The organism is Pseudomonas sp. MM227, assembly GCF_947090715.1.
GTDB lineage: Bacteria > Pseudomonadota > Gammaproteobacteria > Pseudomonadales > Pseudomonadaceae > Aquipseudomonas > Aquipseudomonas baltica.
In genome coordinates, this window is record NZ_OX352319.1 from 2,226,832 (window position 1) to 2,242,037 (window position 15,206).

The 15,206-nt window shown below is 63.2% G+C and carries 12 protein-coding genes; 4 read left to right on the forward strand and 8 right to left on the reverse strand.

Annotated features, from left to right (window positions below; all coding sequences use genetic code 11):
• Window positions 1-46: 46 nt before the first annotated feature.
• Complete coding sequence (locus tag ONG87_RS10020; protein ID WP_192136775.1) at window positions 47-1,723, forward strand: NAD-dependent malic enzyme; 1,677 nt, start codon at window positions 47-49, stop codon at window positions 1,721-1,723.
• Window positions 1,724-1,735: 12 nt separating this feature from the next.
• On the opposite strand, the gene hyi is transcribed toward ONG87_RS10020, so the two are convergent.
• The 3 genes from hyi to ONG87_RS10035 form a co-directional block, all read right to left on the reverse strand.
• Window positions 1,736-2,518: a hydroxypyruvate isomerase gene (gene hyi, locus ONG87_RS10025; RefSeq protein ID WP_264382786.1), complete on the reverse strand. Its 783-nt coding sequence runs from the start codon at window positions 2,516-2,518 to the stop codon at window positions 1,736-1,738.
• Between the two features lie 128 nt (window positions 2,519-2,646).
• On the reverse strand, window positions 2,647-3,933 hold the full coding sequence (locus tag ONG87_RS10030; protein ID WP_122478199.1) for an MFS transporter: 1,287 nt from the start codon (window positions 3,931-3,933) through the stop codon (window positions 2,647-2,649).
• 92 nt (window positions 3,934-4,025) lie between these two features.
• A complete protein-coding gene (locus ONG87_RS10035) occupies window positions 4,026-5,237 on the reverse strand; it encodes an alanine--glyoxylate aminotransferase family protein (protein WP_122478197.1) in 1,212 nt (403 codons plus the stop codon).
• Window positions 5,238-5,390: 153 nt separating this feature from the next.
• Here ONG87_RS10035 and ONG87_RS10040 point away from each other — a divergent pair, with 153 nt between their 5' ends.
• A complete protein-coding gene (locus tag ONG87_RS10040; RefSeq protein ID WP_122478196.1) occupies window positions 5,391-6,095 on the forward strand; it encodes a GntR family transcriptional regulator in 705 nt (234 codons plus the stop codon).
• A gap of 74 nt (window positions 6,096-6,169) precedes the next feature.
• On the opposite strand, the gene ONG87_RS10045 is transcribed toward ONG87_RS10040, so the two are convergent.
• From ONG87_RS10045 to nhaR, 3 genes are all read right to left on the reverse strand, one after another.
• Window positions 6,170-8,824, reverse strand: coding sequence for a filamentous hemagglutinin N-terminal domain-containing protein (locus ONG87_RS10045; RefSeq protein ID WP_264382787.1), 2,655 nt, complete (start codon window positions 8,822-8,824; stop codon window positions 6,170-6,172).
• Window positions 8,825-9,020: 196 nt separating this feature from the next.
• Window positions 9,021-10,262 (reverse strand): cytosine deaminase, encoded by a 1,242-nt coding sequence (gene codA, locus ONG87_RS10050; RefSeq protein ID WP_264382788.1) that lies wholly within the window; start codon window positions 10,260-10,262, stop codon window positions 9,021-9,023.
• 92 nt (window positions 10,263-10,354) lie between these two features.
• Window positions 10,355-11,257 carry a transcriptional activator NhaR gene (nhaR, locus tag ONG87_RS10055; RefSeq protein ID WP_122478191.1) on the reverse strand — a complete coding sequence of 301 codons (903 nt, stop codon included), beginning with the start codon at window positions 11,255-11,257 and terminating at the stop codon, window positions 10,355-10,357.
• 181 nt (window positions 11,258-11,438) lie between these two features.
• Here nhaR and ONG87_RS10060 point away from each other — a divergent pair, with 181 nt between their 5' ends.
• A complete protein-coding gene (locus ONG87_RS10060) occupies window positions 11,439-12,194 on the forward strand; it encodes a TerC family protein (protein ID WP_122478189.1) in 756 nt (251 codons plus the stop codon).
• Window positions 12,195-12,279: 85 nt separating this feature from the next.
• Here the strand turns inward: ONG87_RS10060 and ONG87_RS10065 are convergent, their stop codons facing one another.
• Window positions 12,280-12,459, reverse strand: a complete 180-nt coding sequence (locus ONG87_RS10065) for a hypothetical protein (protein ID WP_122478187.1) — start codon at window positions 12,457-12,459, stop codon at window positions 12,280-12,282.
• 213 nt (window positions 12,460-12,672) lie between these two features.
• Here ONG87_RS10065 and ONG87_RS10070 point away from each other — a divergent pair, with 213 nt between their 5' ends.
• On the forward strand, window positions 12,673-13,344 hold the full coding sequence (locus ONG87_RS10070) for a peptidase C39 family protein (protein WP_122478186.1): 672 nt from the start codon (window positions 12,673-12,675) through the stop codon (window positions 13,342-13,344).
• 429 nt (window positions 13,345-13,773) lie between these two features.
• On the opposite strand, the gene ONG87_RS10075 is transcribed toward ONG87_RS10070, so the two are convergent.
• A complete protein-coding gene (locus tag ONG87_RS10075) occupies window positions 13,774-15,057 on the reverse strand; it encodes an FAD-binding oxidoreductase (RefSeq protein ID WP_122478184.1) in 1,284 nt (427 codons plus the stop codon).
• Window positions 15,058-15,206 lie beyond the last annotated feature (149 nt).

Genomic DNA, 15,206 nt, shown 5'->3' on the forward strand with positions numbered 1-15,206 from the left:
GGCGTCTATTTTGAATGCAAAATACAAAAAGCAAGGGAGAGACAGCATGACCAGCTCCGCCAAACGCCCGATCAAGGTCCCGTTCACCGGCCCGGCACTGCTTGCCACGCCGTTGCTGAACAAGGGCACCGCTTTCACCGCGCAAGAGCGCGACACCTTGCATTTGCAAGGCTTGCTGCCCCAGCAGATCGAGACCATCGACCAGCAATGCGCGCGGGCCTATCACCAGTTCCAGGCATGCTCGACCGACCTCGAGCGCCACGTGCTGCTGCGCTCGATCCAGGACTCCAACGAAACCCTGTTCTACCGCCTGGTCGACGACCACATCGACGAGATGCTGCCGATCATCTATACCCCCACGGTCGGCAAGGCGTGCCAGGAATTCTCGCGCATCTACCGCAGCCATCGCGGCTTGTTCATCAGCATCGACGATGTCGAGCGCATGGACGAAATCCTCAACAACGTGACCAAGGACAACGTCAAGGTCATCGTCGTCAGTGACTGCGAGCGAATCCTCGGCCTGGGCGACCAGGGCGTGGGCGGCATGGGCATCCCCATCGGCAAGTTGTCGCTGTACACCGCCTGCGGTGGCATCAGCCCGGCCTACACCCTGCCGGTGGTGCTCGATGTGGGTACCAACAACCCCGAGCGACTTGCCGACCCGCTGTATTTCGGGCGTCGCGAAGAGCGTGTGCGCGGTGAACGCTACGAAGCTTTCGTGCAGGCGTTCGTCGAGGGCGTGCAGCGGCGCTGGCCGGAGGCTATCCTGCAGTTCGAGGATTTCGCCCTGAGCAATGCCATGCCACTGCTCGAGCGGTTCCGTGACCAGCTGTGCTGCTTCAACGACGATATCCAGGGCACCGCCGCCGTCACTGTGGGCACCTTGCTGGCCGCGTGCAAGGTCAAGGGCCAGAAGCTTTCCGAGCAGACCGTGGCATTCGTCGGCGCCGGTTCCGCCGGGTGCGGCATCGCCGAGCAGATCATCACTGCCATGCAGCTGGAAGGGCTGAGCGACAAGCAGGCGCGCAGCCGTGTCTATCTGCTCAACAGCAAGGGCCTGCTGACCGACCGCCAGCCCGACCTGTACGATTTCCAGCAACGCTTGGCCCACGACAGCCAGACGCTGGCCTCCTGGTCGTTCGCCGGGCAGTGGCCGACCCTATTGGAAGTCGTGGCCAACGCCAGGCCAAGCGTGCTGATCGGCGTTTCCGGCAAAGCCGGCCTGTTCACCGAGGAAGTGGTGAAAACCCTGTATCAGCATTGCCCGGCGCCGATCGTCATGCCGCTGTCCAACCCCACCTCGCAGATCGAAGCCCACCCCAAGGACATCCTGCAGTGGACCGAAGGCAACGCGCTGGTGGCCACCGGCAGTCCGTTCCTGCCGATCGAAGTGCTGGGCCGTACCTTCCCGATCGCGCAGTGCAACAACTCCTACATCTTCCCCGGTGTGGGACTGGGTGCCATTGCCAGCCGGGCCACGCGCGTTACCGACGGCATGCTCATGGCCTCGGCACAGGCGCTGGCCGACAGCGCGGCAGCGGGGCAGATGCTGCCACCGTTGCGCGACGTGCAGGCGGTCAGCAAACGCATTGCCCTGGCGGTAGGCCTGGCAGCGCAGAAGGACGGCGTGGCTGCACCGATGGATGAGGCCGCGTTGCGCGAGGCAATCGACGTACATTTCTGGAAACCGGAATACCGCGCCTACGAACGCCAGCCTCTGTAGCGCGCCGGGGGCTCAGGCCAGGTTGTGGCTCTTCATCCAGCCCAGCCCGGCCTCGGTTCCATTCAGCGGTTTGTACTCGCACCCCACCCAGCCCTGGTAGCCGATCCGGTCCAGGTGCTGGAACAGGAAACGGAAATTGATTTCCCCGGTGCCCGGTTCGTGGCGGCCGGGGTTGTCCGCCAGCTGCACGTGGCCGATAGCCTGCAGGTGCGACTGCAACGTGCGCGCCAGATCACCCTCCATCACCTGCATATGATAGATGTCGTACTGCAGAAACAGATTGTCGTGGCCCACCTGTTCGCGAATCGCCAATGCTTGCTGTGTGCCGTTCAGGTAGAAGCCGGGCATGTCGCGGGTGTTGATCATCTCCATCACCAGGCGAATGCCATGACTCGCCAGCGCTTCGCTGGCGTAGCGCAGGTTGTCGACGAGGGTCCGTTGCGCCAGTTGCGGGTCGTCGCCGGGCGGGGCGATACCGGCCAGGCAGTTGATCCGGGTATTGCCCAGCACCTTGGCATACTCGATGGCCGTGGCCACGCCGGCGCGAAACTCCTCGCGGCGGTCCGGCAGGCAGGCGATCCCGCGCTCACCGCTATCCCAATCGCCGGGTGGCAGGTTGAACAACACTTGGGTCAGGCCGTGCTGCTGCAGTCGCGCCTTGATCTCGGCGCTGTCGAAGTCGTAGGGAAAAAGGAATTCCACACCCCTGAACCCGGCCTTGGCGGCGTGGGCGAAGCGTTGCAGGAATTGATGTTCGGTGAACAGCATCGAAAGGTTGGCACACAAACGAGGCATGGCAGGCTTCTCCAGGCAGGAGGCGTGGCGACGGGCGCGTGACACAGGCCGGCCCGCCGCCTCACCGGTCCAGGTTATCGTACTCCTTGCTCAGGATTGTTTCGCGCCTGATGTCAATGCGCCAACAGTCACTTGGGCACCGCGACAGCCACCGGCGTGGCGGCTGCGGGAAGCTCGTAGACGAAGCGGTTCTGTGGGCGCATGCGGAACGACAGCACCACGCCAATGGCCAGCAGCACGATGCTGACCATGAACGGCAGCTGCCAGTTGCCGAACTTGTCGATCAGCAGTCCGGCGGCCACCGGGCTGATGATCGCGGCCATGGCCGATCCGGTGTTCATCATGCCACTGGCGGTACCGCAATGGTCCGGGGCGATGTCCATGGGAATCGCCCACATCGGCCCGATGGTCATCTCCGAGAAGAAGAACGCGATGGCCAGGCAAGCCAGCGAGACGTACATGTCGTGGGTGAACATCAGTGGCAGCAGGGCTACCAGGGTCAACGACAGGCAGATCGCAACCATCAGGCTGCGCGCCCGGTTGAGGTTGCCGGTGCGTTTGTAGATGCGGTCGCTGACGATGCCGCCCAGGGTGTCGCCAACCACGCCGCCGAAGAACACGGTCGAGGCGAATATAGCGGTGCTTTTCAGGTCCAGGCCCATGTTCATGAAGTACATGGGAACCCAGCTCAGCAGCAGCCACAGGGTCCAGCCATAGCAGAAGTAGACGATGGTGACCGGGGCCATGCGCCGGAACAGTCGTCCCCAAGGCAGCTTGATGGTGTTCTTGGGCTTGGGCGCAGGCAGGGCGTCCAGCTCCTGCTGGGTGATGCGCGGGTGATCCTTGGGTTGTTCGGTGAACACCAGCGCCCACAGCGCGACCCAGACGAAACTGATACCAGCGCAGACATAGAACGACTCGCGCCAGCCGTAGGCCGCCATTACCGCGACCATCGCAGCCGGCGCCAGCGCGTTGCCCAGGCGGGCGAAGGCGTGGGTGATGCCTTGGGCGAAGCCGCGGTTCTCCTTGCCGACCCAGCGCGACATGGCCGCAGTGGCAGCGGGGAAGGTGGCGCCTTCGCCCAACCCCAGCAACACCCGCGCCACGATCAGGGAAACGAAGCCGCCAGCCATGCCGGTGAGCACCGTGGCGCTGGCCCAGATCAGCCCGCACACCACCAGGGTGCGCTTGGCGCCGAAACGGTCGCTGACCCAGCCGCCGATGATCTGGAACACCAGGTAGGGGTAGGCGAAGGCCGAGAAGACGATGCCGATCTCGGTCTTGGTGAGGTTGAATTCCTTGCCGAAACCGACCGCAGCGGTACTGACGTTGACCCGGTCCAGGTACGTGATGAAATACATGGCGCACAGCATGACCAGCACCATGGTAGTGGGGCGCAGATATAACCGCTTCATGTTCTATCTCCAGTTTCTTATTGTTTACGCCCGCAGGCGTTGATTCGGGATAGTCAGTCGCATCGGGCGCAGCCAGGGGCAGCGCCGGTGATTCACTCGCGGCGCAGGGGCACGTGCTGCCCGCCCAGGTAATCCATGGCGGCGAGCACGCCGCTGGCGTCCAGTTTGACCCCGGCCATCTGCAAGCCCATTTCGCAACCACTCAGGGTGGCCATCAAGGTCAGGTCGTTGCAGTCGCCCAAGTGGCCGATGCGGAACATGCGCCCCTTGAGCTTGCCCAGGCCGGTGCCCAGCGACATGTCGAAGCGCTCGTAGATGGTCTTGCGCACCTGGTCGGCGTCGACGCCTTCGGGCGTCATCACACCCGTGAGTACCGGGCTGTAGACACTGGGATCGGCGCACTGGATGGGCAGGCCCCAGGCCTGCACGGCGGTACGGCAGGCCTGGGCCAGGCGTTGGTGGCGGGCGAAGACATTGTCCAGGCCTTCGCCGAGAATCATGTCCAGTGCCTCGGAAAGGCCATAGAGCAGGTTGGTATTGGGCGTGTAGGGCCAGTAGCCGGTCTTGTTCATCTCGATGATGTCATCCCAAGCCCAGAAGCTGCGCGGCAGGCCACCGCGCTGGCTGGCTTCGATGGCCTTGGGCGAGAGCGCGTTGAAGCTTATGCCGGGAGGCAGCATGAGGCCTTTCTGCGAGCCGGAGATGGTCACGTCCACGCCCCATTCGTCATGGCGATAATCAGCCGAGGCGAGCCCGGAGATGGTGTCCACCAGCAACAGGGCAGGGTGCCCGGCGGCATCGATGGCCCGTCGTACGGCAGGAATGTCGGAAGTCACTCCGGTGCTGGTTTCGTTGTGCACCACGCACACCGCCTTGATCCGGTGCTCGCTGTCCTGTTCCAGGCGCGCCTGGATCATGTCTGCACGCACGCCGCCGCGCCAGCCTTCGATGCCTGGCAGGCCGATGAATTCGGGCTTGAGCCCCAGGCTGATGGCCATCTTCTGCCAGAGGCTGGCGAAATGGCCTGTTTCGAACATCAGCACCTCGTCGCCCGCGCTCAACGTGTTGCACAGTGCCGCTTCCCACGCACCGGTGCCTGAAGCGGGGTAGATGATCACCGGGTGGCGGGTCTTGAAGATCTGCTGAATGCCTTCGAGCACCTTGAGGCCCAGTTCACCGAACTCGGGACCGCGGTGATCGATGGTCGGGTAACTCATGGCGCGCAGGATACGATCGGGTACCGGGCTGGGGCCCGGGATCTGCAGAAAATGACGGCCGGCAGGATGAAAGTCGAGCTTGAGCATGGGTCAACCCTTTGTTGTTGTATTTTGAATGCAAAATTACATTAGCAGTTGGGGGCGCTGTGTCAAACCACTCAATTGCGCTAATATCCGCCTAGATTCGCGCTTTTTAGAATAAGAAAAGCTCGCGTTAACCCATCGCTACAAGGAGTTTGCATGCAGTCTTCGTCAATGGCCGCCCCGGCCACGCCCGCGCTGCAATTGCCACGTCTCGAACGGCAGCGTCTGCACGACACCGTGGTAGAGCACTTGCGTGGGTTCATCACCGAGGGGGTGCTGCCGCCCGGTACCAAGCTGAACGAGCGCGAGTTGTGTGAGACGTTGGGTATTTCACGCACGCCTCTGCGCGAGGCGCTGAAGGTGCTGGCCGGGGAAGGCCTGATCGAAATCAACCCCAACCGCGGAGCCAGCGTCGCGCGCATGAGCGAATTGGAAATTCGCGAGGCATTCGAGCTGATGAGTGGCCTGGAAGCCTTTGCCGGAGAGCTGGCGTGCGAGCGCATCACCGAAGCGGAGCTGCAGCAGATCAAGGCTTTGCACAATGCCATGGTGGTGAGCAAGAGCCAGCATGACCTAGTGGGTTACTATCAGCGCAACCGCGCCATCCACGACCTGATCAACCTGGCGTCACGCAACTCGGCGCTGCGCCAGATGTACCTCACGGTGAACCGCCGCCTGCAGGCGCTGCGGTTCCTGTCCAACCAGCAGGCACCCAAGTGGGATCGCGCCCTGCACGACCATGAACAGATGATCGAAGCCCTTCAGGCCCGCGACGGCAAGCGCCTGAGCGCGATCCTGCGCCAGCATTTGCTGGAAAAGCGCGACGCCATCATGCTGCTGGTACAAACCACCCGGCCCTGATCTGCGCTGCACGCTTCGCAGTCACTGACCGTTCACACGGATACAGGGTCGGGTTCTGGATTCGCCTGCTTGGGTCAGCGCAAGCTCAGCGGGATGTTCAGATCCCTGATGCGCTGGGCGGTATCGGCACCGACCGTGCCGGCCACGAACGCCGACTCGCGGGTCGTGCCGTTTTTACTGGGCGCTTGCACGTCCAGGGCTGCCAGTGGCAAACCCGTCGGGGCTTGCCAGCTCGACCGTCGCGGCGGAATGTAGCCATGGTAATGTCTGCGTATCGCATCGCTGTCCAACACCGGCGTGTCTTTGAACGATGCCAGGCTGCCGGCAATCGTCAAGCGACCCGCTGCGTTGACCGAAGCGGCATGGGTGGCCAATCGCACCGCCGAGATGTCTATATCGCCGCCCGCTTTCATGGCGAAGCCGTTATGCACACGGTCCGTCACGGGCGTACGAGCATTACCGTCGGTTGACACGAAATGATACTCAGGCAGATCGTTGTCCAACCATATCGCCCGGTTGCGCGGTCCCGCAGGCTCCAGGCTGGCGGTAAGCTGGATATCGCTGGCCTGCAGCTTGATGTCGCCCTTGCTGTCCAGCTCCGAGCCAGCCACGTCGAGCATCGCGCCTGCAGTGACTTGCACGGTGCCACCGGCCAGCGTGCTGCGCGCCCGTGATTCCTTGAAGCCCGTACGGTTCCAGGTGCCTTGCGATGCACCGGCCATTGGGCTCCAATGCGACCCACTGAGGGTGAAGCCTTCCGTTTCGCCGATGCCGCTTATCCAGACGTTGTCCTGGGCGTCGAGGGTCAGGGCAGTGCCTGCCAACAGGTGGGAGCCCGCGATGGAAATGTCACCGTCTCTGAAGGTCGACCGACGCGCGCGCAGTGCCAGTGTGCCGCTGGCTGCCAGCACGCTGGGGCTGATAGCTGTAGACGTGCGATCGAAGCCACGCGCTGCCTGTGCGGCGCTCGGACGCGCACCTTCGATATGCATGCGCGCGCTGGAACCCTCGATGGCGATGTTGCCCTGGCTGTGCAGACCCACACTTGCTGCCGAGAGCGCGCTGCCGCTGATGGAGATGTCCGTGCCCCGGATCGACAGCTCGCCGTCGAGGGCATTCAGCTGCGTTGGCAACTGATACGCATGGGTGCGCGCGGCCTCATGGGCGCGGGTCTCGGTCAAGGTCACGCGCCGCACGTCGGCACCTTGGCTCGAGGTGCTGCGCAGATCCAGTCCAGCGATCTCCGTGGCCCCCGACCCGCCGATGTGCAGCGAATGGCTCGCATCGATTCTTGCACCCACCAGCCTGGCGCTGGGGAGTGTGACCGAGCCGCCGCTGATATGGCTGGTGTTGGCTCGCTCGACGTAGGTAGAGGCGTTGTCTTCAGGGCTTTCGGACGAAGCGAGCCGAACACTGCGCGCGTGTGTGTCCACCTTCGCCCCGACCTCGACGCCTCCGTGCACCGTGTAGATCCCGACGTGCTCCGGTCCAGCGATACGGCTGGCCGCGATTTCGATGCCGTTGACCCCGTCCAGGCGCACCCGCCCCTGAGCGATCAGGCTATTGCCCACATGCCGCAGCGTGCGTTCGGTGATGTGAGCGTCGGATTCCCCCTGCGCCAGGGTGAACCAGTGATCCTCGGCAAGCGCCGGTCGCTGTGTTTCGGTCTGGTGAGCGAGGGCGTCCAGCTTCAGGCGCGCACCTGAACGTGCGTCGATGTGTCGACCCGTGACCGCCAGCGACGTCAGCGTCAAGTCACTTGCGGCTGACAGGCTCACGTCCTCGTCACCCGCGTCGAGCGTGGCCTGGGCGGGCTCGCCGTTCTGGCGGGCGGTGGAACTGATCGCCAGCGCCCCGGCCGACGCGATCTGGATACCTTGGGCGGCGTGCATGCCAGTGATGCCCATGTTCACGCCGGCACCGGCCTGAGTGCTGATGACCTTGATGCGCCGGGCGTGCATGGCGCCCAGCAGGTTGGCGTCGACCGCCGTCTGCTTCGGTGCAGTGTCGGTGCTGGCCAGCGTTCGCGCATCGACCTGCTGGCGACCCATCAACAAGCTCAAATCACCACCCGCCGTCATGTCGCCGCTGACCATCACGCTGGGCGCGATCAATTGCACGGAGCCGGCGCCAACGTTCACCCCAGCTTGGCCGACCACCAGGCGCTGCTGCGAATCACGCGTGTCGTAGCGCGCGATCGCGCCGTCTGCCAGCACCGCTGTGCCCACCACGTAAGTCGCCGTGTCGGCTTGACCCAGGGCCAGGCGGGCGCCATTGAGCTCGATGCCATTGGGGTTGCTCAACACGTAGTCGGCGGCCTGGCCGAAGATGACTTGCTCGCCGTCGATACGGGAGCCGCGCGTGCCCACCACTTCGTTGAGAATGGTGCGAGCGGCGACATCGACCAACTGCGGGTTGGCCGCAACCGTGATATCACGCCCGCCAACACTGGTTTGTCCCGCAGACAGGCTGTTGTTCAATACCACACCGGCCGCGCCAACGTTGTAGTCCTGCCAACGGTTGTGGGAAAGACCCTGGGCATTGGGTGCAACGATGGCAATCACCGGTGCGGGCGTTTGGCTGTCGACCAACGCGGTGCCCATAGGGCCATCGATTGCCACCAATCCATCGGCCATGGCAGGTTCGAGGGCCGTCAGCAGGGCCATGGAGATGGCCATGCCGAGCGTGTGTCGGGTCAAGGAAGGGGTGCTGCAGGCTGCTGGTTGCACGTGGATGCTCCTCTCGGGGGCTGGGAAACATGGGCAAGCGGCGGGAAGAATCCGCCGTCGGCCACTCTAGAGAGGAGGGGGTCCGGTAATGAGTGCAGGAAGGATCCTTGTGCTGTAGGACGTGTCTGTCAGATACAACGTCAGCGGCCGACGGTGCCAGTTGGCTCGGGACCGGCACCGAGCAGGGTCCAGCCCGTCAGCCGAGATTGAACTCCACCCGCTCCGGTACCCGATTCATCAATACCCGGCCGCCGCGAATCGACACCCGCGCCTTGGCCTGTTGGCGCACCGCTTCATAGTCGCTCTCGGCGCCCAGGATCACCATGTTGGCCGGGCGGCCCACGGCGATGCCATAGCGTTCGCCCAGGTTCAGCGCGCGGGCGCTGTTGTCGGTGACCAGGTCGAGCGAGCGCTGCAGGTCTTCGAAGCCCATCATGTGACAGATGTGCAGGCCCGCATCCAGGACCCGCAGGATATTGCCGTTGCCCAGCGGGTACCACGGGTCCTTGATGGAGTCCTGGCCGAAGCAGACATTCATGCCCGCCCGATCCAGCTCGGCTACGCGGGTCACGCCGCGGCGCTTGGGAAAGGTATCGAAACGCCCCTGCAGGTGAATGCTTTCGGTCGGGCAGGACACGAAGCTGATCTCCGACTGTTTGAGCAGGCGGAACAGCTTCGAGCAATAGGCGTTGTCGTACGAGCCCATCGCCGTGGTGTGGCTGGCCGTGACCCGGCTGCCCATGCCACGCACGCGAGCTTGTTCGGCGAGTACTTCGAGAAACCGTGAATGCGGATCATCGGTCTCGTCGCAATGCACGTCCACCAGGCAACCGGTGCGCTCGGCCAGGTCCATGAGGAAGCTGATCGAGCTGACGCCCTGCTCTCGAGTGTTCTCGAAGTGCGGAATTCCGCCCACCACGTTGGCCCCCATGGCAACTGCGCGCTCCATCAGTTGGCGGCCATCGGGGTAGGACTCGATACCTTCCTGGGGAAACGCCACGATCTGCAGATCGATCAGGTGGCGCGCTTCTTCGCGCACTTCGAGCATGGCCTTGAGCGCGCCCAGGGTCGGGTCGGTCACATCGATGTGCGTGCGTACGTGCTGGATGCCGTGTTCGGCGAGCATGCCGATGGTGGTCAGGGCGCGCTGCTTGGTGTCTTCGTGGGTGATGCTCGCCTTGCGTTGGCCCCAGCGTTCGATGCCTTCGAACAGGGTGCCGCTCATGTTCCATTGCGGATCACCGGCCGTGAGGGTGGCATCCAGGTGAATGTGCGGCTCGACCAGCGGCGCTATCAACAATTGCCCCTGTGCGTCGATGTCATCCCCATGAGCCTGGACCCTGTTGGTTTGTGCCTGGACCGCCGCTATGCGGGCACCGCTGCAGGTGACGGTGTGGAGGCCTTCGGTCTTGCGCAACCTGGCGTTGATGATCTTCATGGGGGCACCCTTTGTGTGAAAGCCGATGACCAATGTTGCCATAGTTGTCCGCAAGCCCCCGGAAAAACCTCGGGGCAATGTGCGGCCGCGGGTCAGGCCGGCGCGGTGAACAGCTCGCGGCGTGCACCTTCGGTGATGGCCACGATGCCAGGGTGCTTGACCTTGCGCTCTACCGAAATCACGTAGAAAGACTCGGTGACGGCTTCGGTCTGCCCGATCAGCCGCACTTGGTACTGGGTCATGATTTCATCGGCAATCACACTGGGCGCGATGAAGATGCCGCTGCCCGACTGTCCGAAGGCCTGCATCAGTGCACTGTCGTCGAACTCGCCGACCACCCGCGGCAGCAGCCCTTGATCGCCGAACCAGCGCATCAGCCGGCTGCGCAGCACGCTCTCCTGGCCGGGAATCAGCAGCGGTGCACCGTGCAGGCACTGCGGAAAATCGCCGCCATGGCGTGCGGCCAGCTGCTCGGTAGCGAAGAAGCTGATGCCGCATTCGCCCAACTTCTGGCTGTAGCCCTTGATGTCCAGGTGTGATGGCATCGGACTGTCGGAGATGACCATGTCCAGACGCTGGATCGCCAGATCGGCCAGCAGCCGCTCCAGCTTGTCTTCCCGGCAGGTGATGCGCAGGGGTTCGCTCAGTTCCATGGTCGGTGCAATCAGCCGATAGACGATCGACTTGGGCACCACGTCGGCCACGCCTACCCGAAAAGGAATCTGTTCCTCATCGGGTTGGGTCCGCAGCACCGCCTCCAGTTCTCCGCCAATCTGGAACATGCGTTCGGCGTAGGGCAGGGCCTGGCGACCCGCCTCGGTGAGCTCAAGATGCCTGCCAACACGCCGAAACAATTTCACACAGAACGTTTCTTCAAGCAGGCTGATCTGACCGCTAATGGTTTGTGCGGTGAGGTTGAGTTGCTCACTGGCACGCACGATGCTCCCGGTGCGCGCAACGACCCAGAAATAGTGAAGCTGACGATAATTGAGCACGGCGACCTACACTTCGTAAAAACCGAAGTGTAACTGGTAAAAATACGAATTTTCCAGAGGTGTCCGTGTCTCTAGAATGCCTCGCTAGCAAAGAGCCAGTAGTTGGGGCTTGCTAGCGTGCGCGGCACCAGCCGAGCCTCTCCAGACATTCAGCGAACCGTGATAAGGGCAGGAACGATACATGGAATACCTACTGGAACTGGCTTCAAGCCCCACCGCCTGGGTGGCATTGGTGACCCTGGTGATCATGGAAGTCGTGCTGGGCATCGACAACCTGATATTCATCTCGATTCTGACCAACAAGCTGCCCAAGGAAATTCAGGCCAAGGCACGCCGTATCGGTATCAGCATGGCGCTGATCCTGCGCCTGGGCCTGCTGAGTACCGTGGCGTACATCGTGCAACTGACCGAGCCGGTTTTCTCCGTGCTGGATCACTGGTTCTCGTGGAAGGACGTCATCCTGATCGCCGGTGGCTTGTTCCTGCTGTGGAAAGCGACCAAGGAGATCCACCACACCGTGGATCCGGTCGATCAGGAAGAGGCGAAGATCGGCGACAAGGTAAGCATGAGCTTCGCCTCGGCGATCGGTCAGATCCTGGTGCTGGACCTGGTGTTCTCCATCGACAGCATCATCACCGCCGTGGGCATGACCGAGCACTTGCCGATCATGATCATCGCCGTGGTCAGCGCCGTCATCGTGATGCTGGTGGCCGCAGAGCCTCTGGCCAAGTTCATCAACGACAACCCTACGGTGGTCATGCTGGCCCTGGGCTTCTTGATAATGATCGGCATGACGCTGATCGCGGAAGGCTTCGGTGCACACGTGCCTAAAGGCTATATCTACGCAGCGATGGCGTTCTCGGCGACGATCGAGGGCTTGAACATGTGGTCGCGCAGGTCCAAGCAGCGCAAGCTGGCGGCCAATCGCGAAGCGTAAAGGCGGCAGACAAAGCGAGGGGGCATGGATGCCCCCTTTTTTTCGCCTTTGATTTTAGGCTGGCTTGACGTTCCGGATGGACGGGTCAGACGTGCTGAGGAGTCCCGGTGCGACGGGGTGCGGCCGGCGCAGAGCGCTTGGCTGCCCGAGGCTGCGGCTGCGCGTGCTGGTGGCGGCGAGCGATTCGCAGCACCCCCCAGAGCATGGCGGCCGCTACGGCCATCCAGCCGGCAATCAGGCTGAAGATTATCATTGCAAGGCTCATCACTACCTCCATTGCTTTCGCGTCTTCTAGGTCACGTAATAGATGACCTTGAGGGTTTGCGGGCGTTTCAACCTATTGACGAAAGGTCATTTGCGTGCATCGGCCGGGCCTGTGCGGCCGTCCATTGTTCAGCCGCTATACCGCTGGCTGCGGGAAATCTATGATGGCTGTTCCGGCGTCACAGTGTGTGTCGCCACGGAGCAAGGGAATACGATGCAGCCCAGATCTAACGTCGTGGCCGGTCTACTGCTGGCGTGCAGCCTGGTAGCAGGCCTGGCCGGTTGCGCAAGCAACAACGGCCCGGCACTGCCTGGCCTGGCGGACCGAGTGGAGCTCAACGGCGTACCGTTCTATCGGGGCAACGCCAATCAGAGTGGCTCGATGGTGCTGGCCAGCATGCTCTCGCAACAAGGCATTACCATTACACCTGGGTTGCTGGATCCGGCGCTGAAACTGCCCGGTGAAACCGATCGCCTGCAGCAGAACATCACGCAGGTAGCCCGCGAGTATGGCTTGCTGGTGTATGCGCTCGATCCGCAGCTCAACGCGTTGCTGACTCAAGTGGCGGCGGGTAACCCGGTGTTGCTGCGCTACAGCGAGGGCTCGGCGTTCTGGTCGCAACCGCGGTATGCCTTGTTGGTGGGCTATGACCGATTCAAACGGCACGTTTTGCTGCGCTCGGGGATGAACCGACGTCTGACGATGGATTTCGACAGCTTCGATTCGGCGTGGAAGAGCGCCGGTGCCTGGGCCATTCTGGTTCAGCAACCCAACCAGTTGCCGGCCAAGGTCGACCGCCAGCGCTGGCTGGACGCCGCTGGCGAAACCGCCGCAGCCGGCCAGGAACCCGCCGCAGCCCGCGCCCGCAAAGCGCTCGGCCCCTGAACGCTTCCGCCGTAGGAGCGGTCATCGGCCGCGAAAGGGGTTGTCGAGGTGTATCAGGTAAAGCGCCTATACCGCCGACGCGGCTTGCGCCGCTGCTACAGGGGATCGCGTTGCCTGTAGCAGCGGCGCGAGCCGCGTCGGCGGTGCACACGTTGCGCCTGACCCGCCACAGCGCCCCCGGACGCGGCTTGCGCCGCTGTTACAGGGGATCGCGGTGCCTGTAGCAGCGGCGCGAGCCGCGTCGGCGGTGTGCGCGTTCTGCCTGACCCACCACAGCGCGCCCGGACGCGGCTTGCGCCGCTGCTACGGGGGATTGCGGTGCCTGTAGCAGCGGCGCGAGCCGCGTCGGCGGTACACGCGTTCTGCCTGATCCACCACAGCAAGCCGCGTCCGGGGACGCCGCAGGGTTTCAGGCTGCTCGCGCTCCGATCAAAACCCCAGGCGATCGCGCAGGCTGTAATACCAGGCGCCCAGTTGGGTCAGCGGCGCGCCGAAGGTGCGGCCGCCAGGGAAAGGGTAATGGGGCAGATCGGCGAAAGCGTCGAAACGCTCAGCCTGGCCGCTGAGCGCCTCGGCGAGCACCTTGCCCGCCAGATGGGTGTAGGTCACCCCATGCCCGCTGCAACCCTGGGAATAATAGATGTTGTCGCCCAGGCGGCCCATCTGCGGCAGCCTCGACAAGGTCAGCAGGAAGTTGCCCGTCCAGGCGTAGTCGATCTTTACCTGCGCCAACTGCGGGAACGCCTTGAGCATCTTCGGTCGGATGATCGCCTCGATATTGGCGGGATCCCGCGCGCCATACACCACTCCACCGCCGAAAATCAGGCGCTTGTCGGCCGTCAGGCGGTAGTAATCGAGCAGATAGTTGCAGTCTTCCACACAGTAGTCCTGCGGCAGCAGGCTGCGCGCCAGCGCCTCGCCCAAGGGCTCCGTGGCGATCACCTGAGTGCCGCAGGGCATGGACTTGGCCGCCAGTTCCGGTACCAGCTCGCCCAGGTACGCATTGCCGGCAACGATCACGAATTTTGCCCGCACCCGGCCCTGAGCTGTGTGCACGACAGGATTGGCGCCACGCTCGATACGCAGCGCCGGGGACTGTTCATGGATGCGCCCGCCCAGCGATTCGACCGCTGCCGCCTCCCCCAGCGCCAGGTTCAAAGGATGGATATGCCCGCCACTGACATCCAGCAGACCACCCATGTATTGATCGCAATCGACGACCTGGCGGATGCGCGTCTGGTCCATCAGCTCCAGCTGGGTGTGCCCATAACGCTCCCACAGGCGCTGTTGACCCTCCAGGTGCTTCATTTGTTTGAGCGTCAGTGCAGCGAATACGCCACCGTTCTTCAAGTCGCAATTGATGCCGTAGCGAGTGACCCGATCACGAATGATCCGCGCGCCCTCGAAAGCCATGTCGCCGAGCAACCGCGCCTGTTCGGCACCGACGCTGCGTTCGATCACATCCAGATCCCGGCTGTAGCTGTTGACGATCTGCCCACCGTTGCGCCCCGAAGCACCGAAGCCGACCTTGGCCGCCTCCAGTACGCAGACGCTGAAACCGCGCTCGAGCAGGAACAGCGCACTGGACAGCCCGGTGTAGCCTGCGCCAATGATGCACACGTCCGTTTCGATATCATCCTGGAGGGCAGGGCGAGACGGCGCTGCATTGGCAGATGCGGCGTAGAAGGACGGGGGGTATTGCATGCTGGACATCCGGCAACCTCGGCTCGATGGGATTTCGCCTGTGCCCGGATGCTAACGCAGTTGCCCTTGCCTCACCAGCATGCCGAATTCACCCGCGCCAAAAATAATTCCGCATTTCATAGGGTTAGCGCGCAGAAAGGAGTTGACAGGCAACCCCG